Annotated in this window: 18 protein-coding genes; 17 read left to right on the top strand and 1 reads right to left on the bottom strand. The window is 42.8% G+C overall.

The window, feature by feature from the left end; translation table 11 throughout:
* The first annotated feature begins 155 nt into the window (after nucleotides 1-155).
* The 4 genes from AC4HAJ_RS00005 (at nucleotide 156) to AC4HAJ_RS00020 (ending at nucleotide 2,070) form a co-directional block, all read left to right on the top strand.
* The gene (locus AC4HAJ_RS00005) at nucleotides 156-461 is read left to right on the top strand and encodes a DUF2726 domain-containing protein (RefSeq protein WP_491078105.1); all 306 of its coding nucleotides are present in this window, start codon (nucleotides 156-158) and stop codon (nucleotides 459-461) included.
* A 178-nt stretch (nucleotides 462-639) separates the two neighbouring features.
* The gene (locus tag AC4HAJ_RS00010) at nucleotides 640-894 is read left to right on the top strand and encodes a type II toxin-antitoxin system Phd/YefM family antitoxin (RefSeq protein WP_165329227.1); all 255 of its coding nucleotides are present in this window, start codon (nucleotides 640-642) and stop codon (nucleotides 892-894) included.
* Nucleotides 895-896: 2 nt separating this feature from the next.
* Nucleotides 897-1,151: a Txe/YoeB family addiction module toxin gene (locus tag AC4HAJ_RS00015; RefSeq protein ID WP_165329226.1), complete on the top strand. Its 255-nt coding sequence runs from the start codon at nucleotides 897-899 to the stop codon at nucleotides 1,149-1,151.
* A 205-nt stretch (nucleotides 1,152-1,356) separates the two neighbouring features.
* Nucleotides 1,357-2,070, top strand: a complete 714-nt coding sequence (locus tag AC4HAJ_RS00020) for a MerR family transcriptional regulator (protein ID WP_491078106.1) — start codon at nucleotides 1,357-1,359, stop codon at nucleotides 2,068-2,070.
* Nucleotides 2,071-2,122: 52 nt separating this feature from the next.
* On the opposite strand, the gene AC4HAJ_RS00025 is transcribed toward AC4HAJ_RS00020, so the two are convergent.
* Nucleotides 2,123-5,008, bottom strand: coding sequence for a KxYKxGKxW signal peptide domain-containing protein (locus AC4HAJ_RS00025; RefSeq protein ID WP_491078107.1), 2,886 nt, complete (start codon nucleotides 5,006-5,008; stop codon nucleotides 2,123-2,125).
* Between the two features lie 448 nt (nucleotides 5,009-5,456).
* Between AC4HAJ_RS00025 and AC4HAJ_RS00030 the strand changes: the two genes are divergently transcribed.
* The 13 genes from AC4HAJ_RS00030 (at nucleotide 5,457) to AC4HAJ_RS00090 (ending at nucleotide 16,841) form a co-directional block, all read left to right on the top strand.
* Nucleotides 5,457-7,553, top strand: a complete 2,097-nt coding sequence (locus tag AC4HAJ_RS00030) for an AAA family ATPase (RefSeq protein WP_491078108.1) — start codon at nucleotides 5,457-5,459, stop codon at nucleotides 7,551-7,553.
* 294 nt (nucleotides 7,554-7,847) lie between these two features.
* Nucleotides 7,848-8,564 (top strand): YebC/PmpR family DNA-binding transcriptional regulator, encoded by a 717-nt coding sequence (locus AC4HAJ_RS00035; RefSeq protein WP_491078109.1) that lies wholly within the window; start codon nucleotides 7,848-7,850, stop codon nucleotides 8,562-8,564.
* A gap of 162 nt (nucleotides 8,565-8,726) precedes the next feature.
* The gene (locus AC4HAJ_RS00040; RefSeq protein ID WP_491078110.1) at nucleotides 8,727-9,383 is read left to right on the top strand and encodes a CBS domain-containing protein; all 657 of its coding nucleotides are present in this window, start codon (nucleotides 8,727-8,729) and stop codon (nucleotides 9,381-9,383) included.
* Between the two features lie 160 nt (nucleotides 9,384-9,543).
* Entirely contained in the window at nucleotides 9,544-10,194 is a 651-nt protein-coding gene (tmk, locus tag AC4HAJ_RS00045; RefSeq protein ID WP_491078111.1) for a dTMP kinase, read from the top strand.
* Nucleotides 10,194-11,057 (top strand): DNA polymerase III subunit delta', encoded by an 864-nt coding sequence (locus AC4HAJ_RS00050; RefSeq protein ID WP_491078112.1) that lies wholly within the window; start codon nucleotides 10,194-10,196, stop codon nucleotides 11,055-11,057. Before tmk ends, AC4HAJ_RS00050 begins: the two co-directional genes overlap by 1 nt.
* On the top strand, nucleotides 11,054-11,854 hold the full coding sequence (locus AC4HAJ_RS00055) for a PSP1 domain-containing protein (protein ID WP_491078113.1): 801 nt from the start codon (nucleotides 11,054-11,056) through the stop codon (nucleotides 11,852-11,854). Before AC4HAJ_RS00050 ends, AC4HAJ_RS00055 begins: the two co-directional genes overlap by 4 nt.
* On the top strand, nucleotides 11,847-12,167 hold the full coding sequence (gene yabA / locus AC4HAJ_RS00060) for a DNA replication initiation control protein YabA (RefSeq protein ID WP_491078114.1): 321 nt from the start codon (nucleotides 11,847-11,849) through the stop codon (nucleotides 12,165-12,167). Before AC4HAJ_RS00055 ends, yabA begins: the two co-directional genes overlap by 8 nt.
* 2 nt (nucleotides 12,168-12,169) lie before the next feature.
* Nucleotides 12,170-13,036 (top strand): 16S rRNA (cytidine(1402)-2'-O)-methyltransferase, encoded by an 867-nt coding sequence (gene rsmI, locus AC4HAJ_RS00065; protein ID WP_491078115.1) that lies wholly within the window; start codon nucleotides 12,170-12,172, stop codon nucleotides 13,034-13,036.
* A gap of 233 nt (nucleotides 13,037-13,269) precedes the next feature.
* Nucleotides 13,270-14,364, top strand: coding sequence for a 3-phosphoserine/phosphohydroxythreonine transaminase (gene serC, locus AC4HAJ_RS00070; RefSeq protein ID WP_491078116.1), 1,095 nt, complete (start codon nucleotides 13,270-13,272; stop codon nucleotides 14,362-14,364).
* Nucleotides 14,365-14,382: 18 nt separating this feature from the next.
* On the top strand, nucleotides 14,383-14,925 hold the full coding sequence (locus AC4HAJ_RS00075; protein WP_491078117.1) for a GNAT family N-acetyltransferase: 543 nt from the start codon (nucleotides 14,383-14,385) through the stop codon (nucleotides 14,923-14,925).
* Between the two features lie 23 nt (nucleotides 14,926-14,948).
* On the top strand, nucleotides 14,949-16,130 hold the full coding sequence (locus AC4HAJ_RS00080; RefSeq protein ID WP_491078118.1) for a 3-phosphoglycerate dehydrogenase family protein: 1,182 nt from the start codon (nucleotides 14,949-14,951) through the stop codon (nucleotides 16,128-16,130).
* A gap of 73 nt (nucleotides 16,131-16,203) precedes the next feature.
* Nucleotides 16,204-16,425: a DUF6440 family protein gene (locus AC4HAJ_RS00085; protein WP_491078119.1), complete on the top strand. Its 222-nt coding sequence runs from the start codon at nucleotides 16,204-16,206 to the stop codon at nucleotides 16,423-16,425.
* Entirely contained in the window at nucleotides 16,422-16,841 is a 420-nt protein-coding gene (locus AC4HAJ_RS00090) for a methylated-DNA--[protein]-cysteine S-methyltransferase (RefSeq protein WP_491078120.1), read from the top strand. Before AC4HAJ_RS00085 ends, AC4HAJ_RS00090 begins: the two co-directional genes overlap by 4 nt.
* The last annotated feature ends 10 nt before the right edge of the window (nucleotides 16,842-16,851 follow it).

Raw genomic sequence — 16,851 nt, forward strand, 5'->3', positions numbered from 1 at the left:
AATAACGCGACTTTTTGGTAGAATAATTAGTGGACATGTTCATCTGCTTTCTATACTGAGTTGGAGGATTCTAGTATATCAGACGAACATGTCTTTTGTGTTGCACTTCATTTTACAACGCGGGATTAAATAAATTAGTTAAAAATTTCTCACTTATGAATGATAGAGAGAGACAGTATGCTAGTCATGGCAACACTCACTTAGATTTTTTACTGTTTAATGCGCTAACTAAACAGCCAATTTTAGCAATAGAAGTTGATGGCTATAAGTATCATACACTAGGTTCTGACCAAGCTAAACGAGATTCTATGAAAAATAAAATTTTAGAGAAATATGGTATTCCAATAAAACGCTTTGCAACAAATGGAAGTGGAGAAAGAGAACAGTTGGAAGAATTTCTGAGTAATTATAAATCAGAAAATGTAGATTACAACAACGATTTTATCAATCAAGTTGATTAGGAAAGCTAAAGTTGAGATGAGGCTGAGATTTTTCCAGTCTCATCACTAGTTTTATATACCACGATGGAAAACATTTAATAGATAAGGATTTATATATGAAAACTTGTACAATTTATTGACAAGTTTTTTCTTTTATTTTATACTGTGGTTAAATATTAGGAATTAGTGAGGTTTTACCATGGAAGCAGTCGTTTATTCAACTTTTCGTAATAATCTCAAAGACTATATGAAAAAGGTCAATAATGAATTTGAACCGCTTATAGTTGTTAATAAAAATCCTGATGAAGATATCGTTGTTCTTTCAAAAAGTGAGTGGGACAGTATTCAGGAGACCCTTCGAATTTCACAAAATAAATATCTTTCGGATAAGATTATTGAAGGGCTTGCTCAAGCAAGAGCGGGTCAGGTTGAAGTTCATGAGATTGAGGATTAGTTATGCCTATGAAATTTACAGATTCTGCGTGGAGAGATTACTGTTATTGGCAGAATCAGGATAAAAAGACACTCAAGCGCATTAATAGGATTTTAAAAGATGTTCAACGTTCTCCTTTTGAAGGAATCGGTAAGCCTGAACCCTTAAGGCACGACTATCAAGGAGCATGGTCAAGACGAATTGATGCTGAAAATCGTCTCGTTTATCTAATTGAAGATGATGGTGTCACTTTCATTTCACTACGAGATCATTACTAAATCTAATCTCCAAATTTTTTGGAGATTTTTCCATTTTCCCCCTTGACCCTTACGCTGCGTCATGGTCTATACTCATAGTTGAGGTGAACAGAGCCTACACTTCTGAGAACATAGCTAAGCCTTCCTAGGTGTTTGATCACTTTTATCAGGCTTACTAAGTTCTGGGAGTGTAAGAGCTAGTATCCTCAGTAGAGAGGAGGTTCCTATGAAGACCGTTAAGGAGATGAGTCAGCTGTCGGGTGTCAGTGTGCGCACGCTGCATTATTATGATGAGATCGATCTGCTCAAGCCCAGTCAGGTGGCTGAGAATGGCTATCGCTATTATGATCATGAGGCGATAGAGCGCCTTCAGGAAATCTTGCTGTTTCGGGAGCTGGAATTTCCTCTCAAAACCATTAAGAAGATTGTGGACAGTCCGAGTTATGACCGCAAGGTAGCTTTGACCAAGCAGATAGCCCTTTTGGAGGCCAAGAAGGCACATTTGGAAGGCGTTTTAGCTCATGCTCGTCGTCTGCAAGAAGGAGGAGATACGATGACATTTACCGCTTATGATAAGTCTCAGCTGCAAGCCCTTGAGACTGAAGCCAAGGAGCGTTGGGGTGATACTCAGGCTTATCAAATTTTTGAGGCCAAGACGGATAAGGAAGCTTTTGCACAAGTGACTGATGAGATGTTGGCTATCATGGCTGAGTTTGGACGCCTGAGAGATTTGGATGTCGCTGATGATAAGGTTCAAGCCCAAGTCAAGATTCTGCAGGATTATATCTCAGAGCATTTCTACCCTTGTAGCCCAGAAATTTTAGCCGGACTTGGGAAGATGTATGCGACTGATAATCGTTTCAGTCAAACCATTGATCAGGCTGGCGGAGCAGGAACTGCTGATTTTGTCAGCCGTGCTATTGAACAGTATTGTTTATAGTGAGTATATAATAAAAAGGGAAACTCAAAAGAGTTTCCCTTTTTGGCGAGGTTTAATGAATTAAAGTAGCCTTCCCTTTATCGTCAAGCTGATAGGTATGTCCCTCGTAGTCCAGTGTGCGATTGACCCAAAGTTCACCAGAATCAGGGTCGAAGTAGTACTGATTGCCATCAATGTCGACCAATTCTCCCTTGACTTGGATACCAGTGCTTTCTGTAAATTGCAGGCGCTTATATTCGTCACCGACCCCCTTATCAATATGCCCAAGACTGAAGTAGTAGGTTTTGCCATCAATTACCTGCCAGCCGGTCAGGACTTTTCCATTGGCATCTAGATAGCGCCACTCATTTCTATCTGGGTATGCTTGATACCAACCGCTTGGCTTGAGTTCTCCGCTGTCTTTATCAAAACCATAAACATCCTGATCAACGCCGTGAACTCCGTTGGCGCGTGTGTATGACGGCTGATAGATGTCTGCATTTTCAGGTTCTACGGTATAGTAGGTTTTGCCATCTTTTTCATACCAGCCTTGTTGCAGTTTACCATCAGCACCAAAGTAGCCCACCTGATTATTATAAGATGGATTATAGCCAAATGATGCGAGACCATACTGCACCAAAGTGTCTGTGACCACTTGGTCATTTTTGATATAGTAAAGATCATCTTCTACAGTGACAGGGCGTGGATAATTGCTGGAAACGGATTGACCGCCATCTCCAAAGTAATAGCGTTTGCCATCGATAGTTTGGAAACCTTTAACCCCATAGCCATCTTTACCAAAGTAATAGGTGCTGTAGTAGCGACTACCCTGGAAACCGTAGAGAGCGTGGTCTTCGTCCAAAATCATTTTATTTTTAACCATTTCCCCTGTTTCTTTATCGAAATAATAATTTTTATGATCGATAACGGTCAAGCCCTTGACATAGCTGCCATCCTCTAGTTGATAGTAAGTTTTACCATCTTCCTTAGTAATAAAACCATAGGTTTCCTGGGCTTTACCATCCTGTCCTAGGGTGTAATCTTTTCCATCAACAGTTACTGTTTCTATCTTCGGATATCCCAGAGGCTCTGAAGGATTATTGTTTTTATCAATGGTTACTGTTTGATTTTTAACCAGCTCACCAGTATTTGAATCAAAGTAATATTTGGCGCCATCGATGATCAGCATTTGTCCCTTAATCTGTCCAAATCTAGTCCGATGATCATAGTAGTATGTTGTGTCTTCTGGTTTAGCGAAGTAGTAGGTTTTACCATCAATGGTTTTCCAGCCTTCAGCCAGCTGTCCGTCTTCGTTAGCATAGTAATAGCCCTGATAGTCTTCGGTATTCACTTGAATAAAGGTATTTTTTAGAGGACGACCATTGCTGTCAAGATAGTAGTAGCCGGCAGTACTGCCGTCTAACCCTTGTTCTTGCTGGTGATAGACGGTATTTTTATATTGTCCGCCGTACTTTTTATCAAAGTGATAAAGCACTCCGTCGATAAGCTGATCGCCTTTGACGGCTTTGCCGTCTTCTCCAATATAGAGCCAGCCTGTTTGATGGGCACTTCGCTTGATGTTAGTTGGATAGTCTCTATCATAGACAAAACGGTTGCTGACAGTGTTGCCATTTTCATCATAATAGATAATGTCAGACTGGCCTTTGGTGAAGGTTCTGCTGACTTGGTCACGGTACTGAGCTGTTTTGGCTGCTTCTCCTTCTAGGATAATACCTGTATCTTTATCTGTGACGATAGCTTTTCCATACTTATCATAACCGATTCCTTTAAGCTGACGGCCGTCTTGTTTAAAGTAGTAATTCAGACCGTCAATCGTCTGATAACCATAAACTAATCGTCCGTTTTCGTCAGCATAGTAGTAAACGAGTTGTCCTGAGTCTTCATCAATGTGAGGGACAAATTGCTTCTTAAAGAGTGCACCATCTTGGCTGTTGAAGTAGTAACGGGAACTCTGAACTTTTTTGAGTCCACCTGTGCGGTTTACATTACCGTTTTCATCAAAATAGTAAGTCTTCCCGTCAATGTCCGCAAAGCCATCTTTTACTTGGTAGCCCTTATTGAAATAAACTTGTTTGTTATCGGCAGTCTGCCAGCCAGAGAAACCCTTGCTGTCGGCAATGCTGAAATCATCGTTGAAATAATAGGTTTTCCCATGAACTTCATGTAAACCAGTGACTTCTAGTCGACTGCCGTCTTCAGCAAAGTAATAGGCTTTAGAATCAGGGGTAATCCCAACTTTGTTAGTAATGACTTGTCCGTTGTCCTTATCAAGATAATAGATTTTGCCACTGTTCTCAGCAATATTTCCCCTAACTTGGCTACCATCTTGGTTGAAGTAAAACTTTTTGCCATCGATGGTCTGCCAGCCAGTCACCTTTTGTTTGTTGGCATCGAGGAAGTACCACTGACCGTTTTCTTCATTGAAGGAATTGGCAGCTCGGCTGTTGTGTGGCGCTTGGATAGCTAGATCAGCAGGCTGGGTCGGTGTTGCTGCTTGTTCTGCCTGATTGTTAGCTGGTGCTTTTGGCTCTTGGGCTGCTTGCTCTTTTTGTTCAACCGCTTGATTGGCAGCTTGTCCCTCTTGATTCTCGACAGCTTGGGCATTTTGTTCAGCAGCAGGCTTAGCTTCTTCAGCTTGACCTTGATCCCCGCCTGATCCATCTTGGCCAGGGGCGACCTCAGGTGTGCCTTGGGCTGGCTTTTGTTGAGCAGCTGGAGTTTCTTGAACAGCAGGTGTTTGTTCTGCTTTTTGCTCACCAGCCTGATTAGCTGGTGTGTTTTGCTGGGCAGCTGCCTGTTCTTGAGGAGCTGGTGCTGCTTGGTCAGCGCTGGCTTGACTGCCAGCTGCAAAAAGTGCTGTAGCAGCTGTTGCGGTTACCGCAATGGTTACCCAGTGTTTTTTAACCTTGTGCAATTTGAAGCGTTTTTGATTTTCCATAAAAATATCCTCACTTTAAAATAATTTTTAGGTTATTCTAGCATTTTTTGAAACCGATTTCTTTAAAAATTCTAAAATGATAAAGAATTGTAAATTTTAGACATTATTAAGACATAAAAGGATAGAGGTATGGATAAAATTTTTAGTTTGCTAGCGGTTAAGATCAGTATATTTCTTCTTTATTTATAGAAGGGATAAAAGGTCAGTAAAAGTCAGATAAAAGTATTGACCTTTACTGACCAAAGGTGTATACTATAGTCACAGGGATAAAGGAACCCTGATAATTCTGGTGATTATTCTCCATTACCAGAGATGAGAGAGAAGGAAGGTTTTTATTTTCACTTAATTAGTCAGTATTAGTCAAAAATCAAAGGCCGAGTAGGCTCTAAATTTTTAATGGATTGGTCAGACTTGGTCAAATCAAACCTAGCAGAAAAGAGGAAGACAGATGAACAACAATTTTAATAACTTTAATAGTATGGATGATATTTTCAATCAATTAATGGGGAGCATGGGTGGTTTTAATAGTGAAACTAGACGTTACCGTATTAATGGCCGTGAAGTGAGCCCTGAGGAGTTTGCTTATTATCGTCAGAATGGTCATTTACCGAATCAGGAAGAAGTCTCTTCGGAAAGGCCTTCAGGTCATGTGAAAAAGGATGGTATTTTGGCAAAACTAGGGCGTAATTTAACCCAGGAAGCGCGTGATGGTCAGTTGGATCCTGTTATAGGACGCAACCAAGAAATCCAAGATACCGCTGAAATTCTTGCACGCAGGACTAAGAATAATCCTGTCTTAGTAGGAGATGCTGGTGTTGGTAAGACGGCAGTTGTTGAAGGCTTAGCCCAAGCCATTGTGGCTGGTGATGTGCCAGCAGCGATCAAAAATAAGGAAATCATCTCCATCGATATTTCTGGCTTAGAGGCTGGTACACAGTATCGTGGTGCTTTTGAAGAAAATATCCAAAATCTCATGAATGAGGTCAAAGAAGCAGGTAATATCATCTTGTTCTTTGATGAAATTCATCAAATTCTCGGTGCAGGTAGTACAGGTGATGGGCAAGGTTCTAAAGGCTTAGCCGATATTATCAAACCTGCGCTTTCACGTGGAGAGCTGACTCTTATTGGTGCCAGTACACAGGATGAATATCGAAACACCATTCTAAAGAATGCTGCCCTTGCTCGTCGCTTTAATGAAGTCAAGGTCAATGCACCCTCAGCTGACGATACGCTGGAAATCCTTAAAGGCATCAAGCCACTCTATGAGGAACATCACAATGTAGAGTTGCCAGACAGTGTCTTGAAAGCAGCAGTAGATTATTCTATTCAATACATGCCGCAGCGTTCTCTTCCTGATAAGGCTATTGACCTGGTCGATGTGACTGCTGCTCATTTGGCTGCCAAACATCCCGTGACGGACCTTAAGACTCTGGAAGAAGAAATAGCTCAGGCTAAGGAACGTCAACAAGCAGCAGCAGATAAGGAAGACTATGAAGCTGCCTTGGCTGAAAAAGTTAAGATTGATGACCTACAAAAGCAGGTGGACAATCATACTGAGCGTCAAAAAGTAGTGGCAAGTATTAATGATGTCGCTCAAGCTGTTGAACGTATGACCGGTATTCCTGTTTCACAAATGGGTGCTTCTGATATTGAGCGCTTGAAAGAAATGGGCAGTCGTCTTAAGGGCAAGGTCATCGGTCAGGATGAAGCTGTGCAGGCAGTGGCCCGTGCTATTCGCCGAAACCGTGCAGGCTTTGATGAAGGAAACCGACCAATCGGCAGCTTCTTATTTGTCGGACCTACCGGCGTCGGTAAGACAGAGTTGGCCAAGCAACTGGCTCTGGATATGTTTGGAACCAAGGATGCCGTTATCCGTCTGGATATGTCAGAGTATAGCGATCGTACAGCCGTTTCTAAGTTGATCGGGACAACGGCTGGTTATGTGGGCTATGATGATAATTCCAACACGCTGACCGAACGGGTTCGTCGCAATCCTTATTCTATTATCCTCTTAGATGAAATTGAAAAGGCTGATCCGCAGGTTATCACTCTGCTTCTACAAGTTTTGGATGATGGCCGCCTGACTGATGGTCAAGGTAACACTGTCAACTTCAAGAATACTGTTATTATTGCGACCTCCAATGCTGGTTATAGCTTTGGTGCTGTTCCAGAAGAAGAAGGTAAAGAAGTCAGTCTGCGTGATAAATTAGCGCCCTTCTTCCGTCCAGAATTTCTCAATCGCTTCAATGGTGTCATTGAGTTCTCTCACCTATCAAAAGATGATTTGAAAGAGATCGTTGATCTCATGCTGGATGAAGTCAACCGTACTCTGGCGAAAAAGAATATTACATTGGACGTAAGCGAAGCGGCCAAAACTTACCTGATTGAAGAAGGTTACGATGAAGCTATGGGAGCTCGTCCTTTACGCCGGGTGATTGAAGGTGAGATTCGTGATAAGGTGACAGATTTCTATCTTGACCACCTTGATGCTAAAGCACTGAAGGCCGATATGGTTGATGATGAACTGGTGATTCAAGCTGTGTAATTTTCTCCTATATGGTCAATAAGGTTGAGACAGAGGTTCTCAGCCTTATTTATTTGCTAGGAACGCTGGTCTGGAGAACTGTTGGAGGTTATCCAATCTCCTGTACTTTGCTTCACTGTATTTCCAACCTCTAAGACTCTCTCAAACCTTTTGGGTGATTTATTATTAGCGCTAAAGCTGTTGGATTAGGGTTTTTAATGACTAGAGACTGGATCAATTTTGTGGTACAATAATGGTGATTTTGCCCTTGGGCAAGTGAGTAAAATATACCAATAGCGAATTAAAGGAGAAATTATGGGACGTAAATGGGCCAATATTGTTGCGAAAAAAACTGCTAAAGATGGTGCAAACTCTAAAGTTTATGCCAAGTTCGGTGTTGAAATTTATGCGGCTGCCAAGCAAGGTGAACCAGATCCAGAGTCAAACTCAGCTTTGAAGTTCGTGTTGGAGCGGGCTAAGCAAGCGCAAGTACCAAAGCATGTCATCGATAAAGCGATTGATAAAGCTAAGGGAAATACGGATGAAACGTTTGTAGAAGGGCGTTATGAAGGCTTCGGGCCAAATGGATCTATGATTATTGTAGATACCTTGACTAGCAATGTTAATCGTACAGCAGCCAATGTTCGGACGGCTTTTGGTAAAAATGGCGGTAACATGGGAGCATCAGGTTCGGTGTCCTACATGTTTGATCGCAAGGGAGTTATTGTCTTTGCTGGCGATGATGCTGATGCGGTCTTTGAGCAGTTGCTGGAGGCTGATGTTGATGTAGATGATGTCGAAGCAGAAGAGGGCAGTATTACAGTTTATACCGCTCCAACTGATCTTCATAAGGGGATGGAGGCGCTTCGAGCAAATGGGGTTGAGGAATTTCAAGTCACTGAGTTGGAAATGATTCCGCAATCAGAGGTTGAATTGTCAGGTGAAGATTTGGAAGCTTTTGAAGGCTTGATCGATGCACTGGAAGATGATGATGACGTGCAAAAGGTTTATCACAATGTTGCTGATCTTTAATTCGTCTATCCTGGACCTAAAATAAGAGAGCGAGGGAAATCAAAGCCGTGATTTTCTCACAGGTGAGTGATTTCATCCCTTTTCTCTTTTTATTAGGCAGATGAAACCGTTGTCAAATATGATATAATACAAGAGAGTTAAATTGAGTGAGGAATTGGTACTATGGCGGTTAAAGATTTTATGACTAGAAAAGTAGTTTACGTCTCTCCGGAAACGACTGTTGCAGCAGCTGCAGATGTCATGCGTGAGCAGGGGCTACGTCGTTTGCCTGTTATCGAAAATGATAAGTTGGTCGGTTTGGTAACCGAAGGGACAATGGCAGAAGCAACACCTTCTAAAGCTACGAGTTTATCGATTTATGAGATGAACTATCTTCTCAACAAGACTAAGATCAAAGATATTATGATTAAAGATGTTGTGACGGTATCTCCTTTTTCTAGTATCGAAGATGCTATCTACATTATGATGACGCATAAGGTTGGTGTTCTTCCTGTAGAAGAGAACGGAGTGGTGTCTGGTATTATTACGGATCGTGATGTCTATCGTACCTTCCTTGAGGTGTCTGGCTATGGCGAGGCAGGTGTGCGTGTACGTATTTTAGCTGATGATAGTGTGGGTGTTCTTGAACGGATCGTGGGTACTATTGCTAAGGAAGGGCTTAATATTAGGCGGACGGTTATTGCCAATGCTAAAAATGGCCAAGTGATCAATGAAATTCAAATTGATGGTCAGGTGGATCCTGCGAGTCTTAAGGCTAAGCTGGAAGCAGTTGGTCTGATTGTGGATGATATTCAACTGACAGAAGCTAAAGTTTTATAAAGAAAGAGCACTAGAAAATGAATTAATTTTTCTAGTGCTTTTATAATAAATTAGGAGACTGCTTATTCTTAGATGTTACCCCGAGGAAGGTAAAAGAAGCTGGGAAAAATGATATTGGGCCAAGAAAAATAGGCTTTTTTTTGGTAGAATAGATAACAGTATGGAAAATAAAAAACCAGTAAGAAAAGGGAAGCTGATTACCCTAGAAGGTCCTGATGGGGCCGGTAAGACAAGTGTTTTAATGGAACTTGTTCCTAAGATAGAGGCGCAGGGTTATCAGGTTGTGACGACGAGAGAGCCTGGCGGTGTAGCTATTGCTGAGAAGATCCGTGAGATTATCTTGGATGTTGCTCACACTGAGATGGATGATAAGACGGAGCTTTTGCTTTATATTGCGGCTAGACGTCAGCACTTGGTAGAAAAGGTCATACCGGCTTTGGAGATGGGGAAAGTTGTATTGATGGATCGTTTTATCGATAGTTCGCTAGCCTATCAAGGTTATGGTCGTGGTTTGGACATCCAAGCGATCAAGTGGTTGAATGCTTATGCGATTGAGGATGTGCATCCTGATTTGACCTTGTTATTTGATGTTCCATCTGAAGTTGGATTAGAGCGTATTCAGGTGGCAGATGAGCGTGAGGTTAATCGCTTGGACCTTGAGAAGCTGGATATGCACCAGCGCGTGCGTCAGGGTTACCTAGATCTGGCTGAGGAAGAGGCAGGGCGCATTGAGGTAATTGACGCTAGTCAGCCTTTGAGCCAAGTGGTTGCGCAAGCCATCAGTCGGATAAATAAGGAGTTGGCAGATTGATGACACTAAGGGATCTTCAGCCTAAAATTTTTGATGAATTTCACCAGATTTTACGTCAGGATAGGCTGAGTCATGCTTATCTTTTTTCAGGGAATTTTGGGAGTTTTGATATGGCTCTCTTTCTTGCTCAGAGTCAGTTTTGTGAAAATCTTCAAGATGCTCTTCCTTGCGGTGAGTGTCGTGAGTGTCGCTTGATTAGGGATAGAGATTTTTCTGATGTCAAAATTATCGAACCCCAGGGCAATCTGATCAAGACCGATACGATTCGTGAGCTCTTGCGTGATTTTACACGCTCTGGATTTGAGGGGCAAAAGCAATTTTTTATCATCAAGGATGCCGATAAGATGCATGTCAATGCTGCTAATAGTCTTTTGAAATTTATTGAGGAGCCCCAGTCTGCTTCTTATATGATATTGGTCAGTGCTGATGAGAGTAAGGTGTTGCCGACTATTCGCAGTCGCTGTCAGCGATTTTATTTTACAAAAAATACAGCCTACTTGAGAGAGCGCTTGGAATTGAAGGGGGCGCTCAAAGATAAGGCAGAGTTGATCGCAGATTTGGCAGATGATGAGCATGAGGCTGTGGAGCTGGCCAATTCGACGAAGTTTGATGAGATCTATCGTCTAGCGCAAAAATATGTGACGACCTTTAAATCCAAGCCTGATCAAGCTTTTTTACAGGCTGGTCAGCTTGCTAGTCTAACTGATGATAAGGTGGAGCAAGATCTGATTTTCAGGCTTCTCTTAATTCTTTTTGGACGAAATCAGCAACCAGATGCTGTCACTCGCTTATACCAAGCTAGGCAGATGTGGTTGAGCTATGTTAGCTTTCAAAGCAGTTTAGAATTTATGGTGCTATCATGATAGAAGTAATTGGAATTAGATATGATGACGGTGAGTCATTGAGCTATGTTTTACCAAGTCAGGAGGTTCATAAAAACGATCGTATAGTTGTTCGCTTAAGCAAGGGTGAGCGTCTGGCAACTGTTGTGCAGGAAAATCATAAGCGACCGGCAAATACTCTGCCAGCCCAGATGGATAAAGTGGTGCGTCTAGCTGATGATGCAGATTTGAAGAGGTCTGAGGAAAATATGGCTCTGGCTAAGGAAAGCCGGTCCAAGGTTAAGGATTTGATTGCCAAGCACAATCTTCAGATGAAGTTGGTTCAGATTATTTTTTCCTTGGATCGCAGCCATGTGTTTATTACCTATACGGCTGAAAAGCGTGTGGACTTTCGTCAGCTCCTGAGGGAGTTGGCTGGGTATTTTAGAGCACGTATTGAATTGCGACAGATCAGCCCACGTGAAGAAGCCAAGGTCTATGGTGGGCTTGGACCTTGCGGCCGTCCCTTGTGCTGCTCGACCTTTCTGGGAGATTTTCCGCCAGTCTCTATTAAAATGGTGAAAAATCAAAATCTTTCGCTAAGTTCAGGGAAAAACACGGGGTTATGCGGCCGTCTCTTGTGCTGTCTGAGCTATGAGGATGATTTTTATCGGGAGGCTAAGCAGAAATTTCCAGATTACGGTAGCAAGGTTAAAACCCAAGAAGGTTGGGGGACTGTTGCTGGTATGGATGTCTTTAAAGAGACGGTCAATATTCGCTTTGAAGAGCAGGCTGGTATCTTGACCTACAGTTTGGAGGAAATAAGCCAGTATGGATAGAAAAGAATTATTTGATGCTTTTGATGAAGTCTCCAACAATCTGATGGAAAATTTTGCTCAAGTGGAACTCATGAAGAAGAAGCTTGAAGAGATTATGGAGGAGAATTCTCAGCTGAGATTGGAGAATGCAAAACTGCGTGAGCGTTTGTCGGATGTTGATCAATCGCAACCCGTCAAAACGGCCAGTGCCGGTCGACAAAATCTAGAGGCAATCTATGATGATGGTTTTCATGTTTGCAATATCGACTATGGTAAGCGACGTGATATCAATGAAGACTGCTTGTTTTGTATGGAATTGCTGAACAGGGGGTAGGCATGAAGCTGCAAAGAAGTTTTAAAGAGTACCAGTCAACTGGGATCCTTTTTTTGGTACCGACTCCCATTGGTAACCTGGAAGACATGACTTTTCGTGCGATCAAAACCTTGAAAGAGGTGGACTTTATCTGCGCAGAAGATACCAGAAATACAGGGATCTTGTTGAAACATTTTGAGATTGAGACTAGACAGATTTCTTTCCATGAGCATAATGCCCATGATAAGATTCCAGGACTTATCGATCTGCTGCGTGAGGGAAAATCTTTAGCTCAGGTCTCTGATGCAGGGATGCCCAGTATTTCTGACCCTGGTCATGATTTGGTTAGGGCTGCTATCCAAGCCGAGGTGCCAGTGGTCCCTCTGCCTGGGGCATCTGCTGGTATCACTGCCTTGATTGCTAGTGGCTTATCTCCCCAACCCCATGTTTTTTATGGGTTCTTACCCCGAAAAAAAGGGCAACAGATCAGTTTCTTTGAGGAGAAAAAGCCCTATCCAGAGACACAAATTTTTTATGAATCACCCTACCGTGTGGCTGATACGCTGACTAATATGCTGTCTGTTTATGGGGATCGTCAAGTGGTCTTAGTTCGTGAGCTGACCAAGCTTTATGAGGAATATCAGCGTGGCTTGATTTCGGAAGTGTTAAAACATATTTCAGAATATCCGCTTAAGGGGGAATGCCTCTTAATTGTCGATGGTGCAGGGGAAGTGTCTTTATCTGGCCCCGATGAGTCCATCGACATTAAGGCTGAGGTGGCTAAGCGAATAGCTGCAGGCAATAAGCCCAATCAAGCCATTAAGGCCGTTGCTAAGCAGTATGGCATGAATCGCCAAGATGTCTATAATCGTTACCATGAGATTGATTGATAGCTAAAGAAAAGGAGTGAGAGTGAGACTTCATTACGGTTTGTTGATGGCGTCCTACTCTCTTTTTTGAGTTTTAGGAAAAGCTCTTCTAGTTAAGGTTGTCAGATCATTTTTTATTGATTCTGCTGCAATGTTCGTGAATCTTGCAAAAGTAAAAGGTTTTCTATTGGAAAATATGTAAAATTCAGATAATTATTGCTATAATGGTCTCATTAAATTTTGGAGGTATCGTTATGACTGTTTACAATTTCTCAGCAGGACCTGCTACTCTACCTAAACCAGTTTTGGAACAAGCACGTGATGAGCTGCTTGATTATCAAGGTTCCGGAATGTCCGTGCTAGAAATGTCCCATCGCTCTCCAGAATTCGACAAGATTATTAAAGATGCTGAAAGCCTCTTGCGAGATTTGATGGCTATTCCTGATCATTACAAGGTGCTGTTCTTGCAGGGAGGGGCTTCCCTGCAATTCACCATGGTACCGCTCAATCTTGCTCAGGGTAAGAAGGCTTATTATTTAGTTGGTGGTTCTTGGGGTAAGAAAGCCTACAATGAGGCTGTGAAATTATCCAAGACTATTCCTTTTGACCCTATTCTCTTAGCTTCTTCAGAAGAGACGGTCTATGATCATATTCCTGACTTTGATCCAGCCAGTATCGATAAAGATGCGGCTTATGTCCACCTTACGACCAACAATACGATCGAGGGGACCTCTATCTATGAGTTACCGGATACCAATGGTGTGCCTATTGTAGCTGATATGTCTTCTAATATTTTGGCGGCTCGCTATAATGTTGAAGATTTTGCCTTGATCTATGCTGGTGCACAAAAAAATATTGGCCCAGCAGGGGTGACCGTGGTTATCGTCAGAGAGGATTTTCTCAATGACCAACCTCAATTATCTGCTATGCTGGATTATCGGATTCAGGCAGATGCCCAATCTCTCTACAATACACCACCTGCTTACAATATCTATATTTCAAAGTTGGTATTTGAGTGGGTCAAAAACACGATCGGCGGTGTGGACAAGATGGCTGAGATCAACCGTGAGAAGTCAGCCCTTCTCTACGATGCTATTGATCGATCCGACTTTTATCGCAGTCCTGTTAAACATAAGGCTGAGCGTTCGGTGACCAATATCCCCTTTGTCACGCCAAGTAAGGACTTGGATGCTGAGTTTGTAGCTCAAGCAGAGGCTTTGGGCTTTAAAAACATCAAGGGGCATCGCAGTGTTGGCGGTATGAGAGCTAGTCTCTACAATGCTTTTCCACGCCAAGGTGTTCTCGATCTCATTGATTTTATGGTAGCATTTGAACAAGCACATTCATGAGATAGGAGGCTGTGCGTCATGGAGATTCGTCAAGCATTTCCAAATGAGATTGATCGTATTATGACGATTATTGAAGAAGCTAGAGCTTTTCTGGCAGAATCAGGGAGTGATCAATGGCAGGGTCAGTATCCCGATCGGGATACGATTTTTGAGGATATCCTGCAGGGGTATGGCTGGGTAGTTTATGAAGATGATGAGCTACTTGGTTATGCGGCTGTTATTGATGGCCATGAGCCAGCTTATGATGGTATCTATGATGGCAAGTGGCTGCATAATCATTACCGCTATGTCACCTTTCATCGAGTGTCAATAGCCTCCAAGGCTAGAGGAAAGGGGCTTGCTCAGACCTTTTTGCAGGGTTTGATCGAGGGACATGATGGCCCTGATTTTCGCTGTGATACGCACGAGAAAAATTTGGCCATGCGTCATATTCTTGAAAAACTTGGTTACCAGTACTGCGGCAAGGTCGTTTACGAAGGAGAACGCCTAGCCTATCAGAAAATTAAGAGACGGGCTGAACAGAGTCTCTATCAAGAGGTGGATGAGTCCAGTGCATTTTAATCTATCAAAAAGGGAGGACTGCTATGATCTATAGTGTTAAAACCTATAATAATATTAATCCAGACGGTCTAAAAGAATTGGGCAATCAGTTTCAGATCGATGGTGATTTGTCTGAAAATCCAGATGCCTACATTATTCGCAGTCAGGATCTGCATGGTCAAGAGTTTCCAAGCCAGCTCAAGGCTATTGCTCGAGCCGGAGCAGGGACTAATAATATTCCCATCGAAGAAGCGACAGCGGCAGGGATTGTTGTCTTTAATACACCGGGTGCCAATGCTAACGCTGTCAAAGAAGCGGTGGAAGCGTCTATTTTGATGTCAGCCAGGGATTATCTCTCAGCTAATGCCTGGGTCAATACTTTATCTGGTGCTGATGTCGCCAAGCAGATAGAGGCGGGCAAAAAGCAGTTTGCTGGCAGTGAAATCCGTGGGAAAACGCTCGGTGTCATCGGTTTGGGTGCTATTGGTGGGCGTATTGCCAACGATGCTCATCGTCTAGGGATGAAGGTCTTGGGTTACGATCCTTATGTCTCTATTGATACCGCTTGGAATATTTCCCACCATGTTCGGCGTGTTGAGGATATCAAGGAAATCTTTGCCAATGCGGACTACATTACGATTCATGTCCCGCTGACAGATAGCACACGTGAAACCTTTAATGCTGCTAGTTTTGCCCTGATGAAAAAAGGGACGACTATTATTAACTTTGCTCGTGGGGAATTGGTCAACCATCAGGATCTCTTTGAGGCAATAGAGGCAGGTGTGGTGAAGCGCTACATTACAGACTTTGGTAGTGAGGACTTGCTAAATAAGGACAAGATCACAGTCTTTCCTCACGTAGGGGGATCTACTGAGGAGGCAGAGCTGAACTGTGCTATTATGGCTAGTCAGGAGATCCGCCAGTTTATGGAGACAGGTGAGATCACCAACTCTGTCAACTTTCCTAATATGCATCAGGTACAAGATGCCCCCTACCGGATTACTTTGATCAATCAGAATGTTCCTAATATTGTCGCTAAGATATCGACAGCTGTATCTGACTTGTCTATCAATATTGATAACATTCTCAATCGGTCGAAAGGGGACTATGCCTATACCATTCTTGACCTCGATGAGACCGATCGTCAAAAGATCGATGCTTTAGTCACTCAGTTTGAAGCTAGCGATAACATTGTGCGCGTGCGCTTAATCACCTTAGACAAATGAGATCAGGGAGTGAACGACAAAATTCACTCTCTTTGTTATACTGATAAGAGAAAATTTAGTTAGGAGATAAATGATGGATAAGACATTTAAAAAAACATACAAACAAGAGTTGCATAATCGGTTTGTTGTTATTAATTTTATACCAGAAGGATCTGTTGGCGCTTTGAATCAAACACTCCTTATTGATCGTGAGACAGGGGTCGAGTACCTTCTTACGGCCGGTCATTTAGTACCCTTGCTCAATGCAGATGGTAGTCCAAAGATCAATGAAAAGTGGCGCAGTGGCGAGCTATGATAGCTAGGACAATTTACCCTTCGCCTTTGGGCCTTATTTATCTGGCGGCTGATGATGAGGACTGCCATCCGGTTTTGGCTAAGGCTAGGGCTTGGCTGGAGGCTTATTTTTCCAATCAAGCTCTGCCTGAGGATCTAGCACTGAGTCCTAAGGGGACAGAGTTTCAGCGATCAGTCTGGCAAGCCCTGTTACAGATTCCTATGGGGCAGACGATCAGCTATGGTCAGCTGGCTGAAAACCTGTCTTGTGGATCAGCTCAGGCCGTCGGTCAGGCGGTTGGGCACAATCCCTTGCTTATTTTTATTCCCTGTCACCGAGTCTTGGGAAGTCAGGGAGAATTGGGGGGTTATGCCGCAGGCTTAGAGCGAAAGTCCTGGCTCTTGGCTCATGAAGGATATGGGATCGAAATAGATTAGAGAGGAAGAC

This window comes from Streptococcus sp. ALY_211, assembly GCF_058314555.1.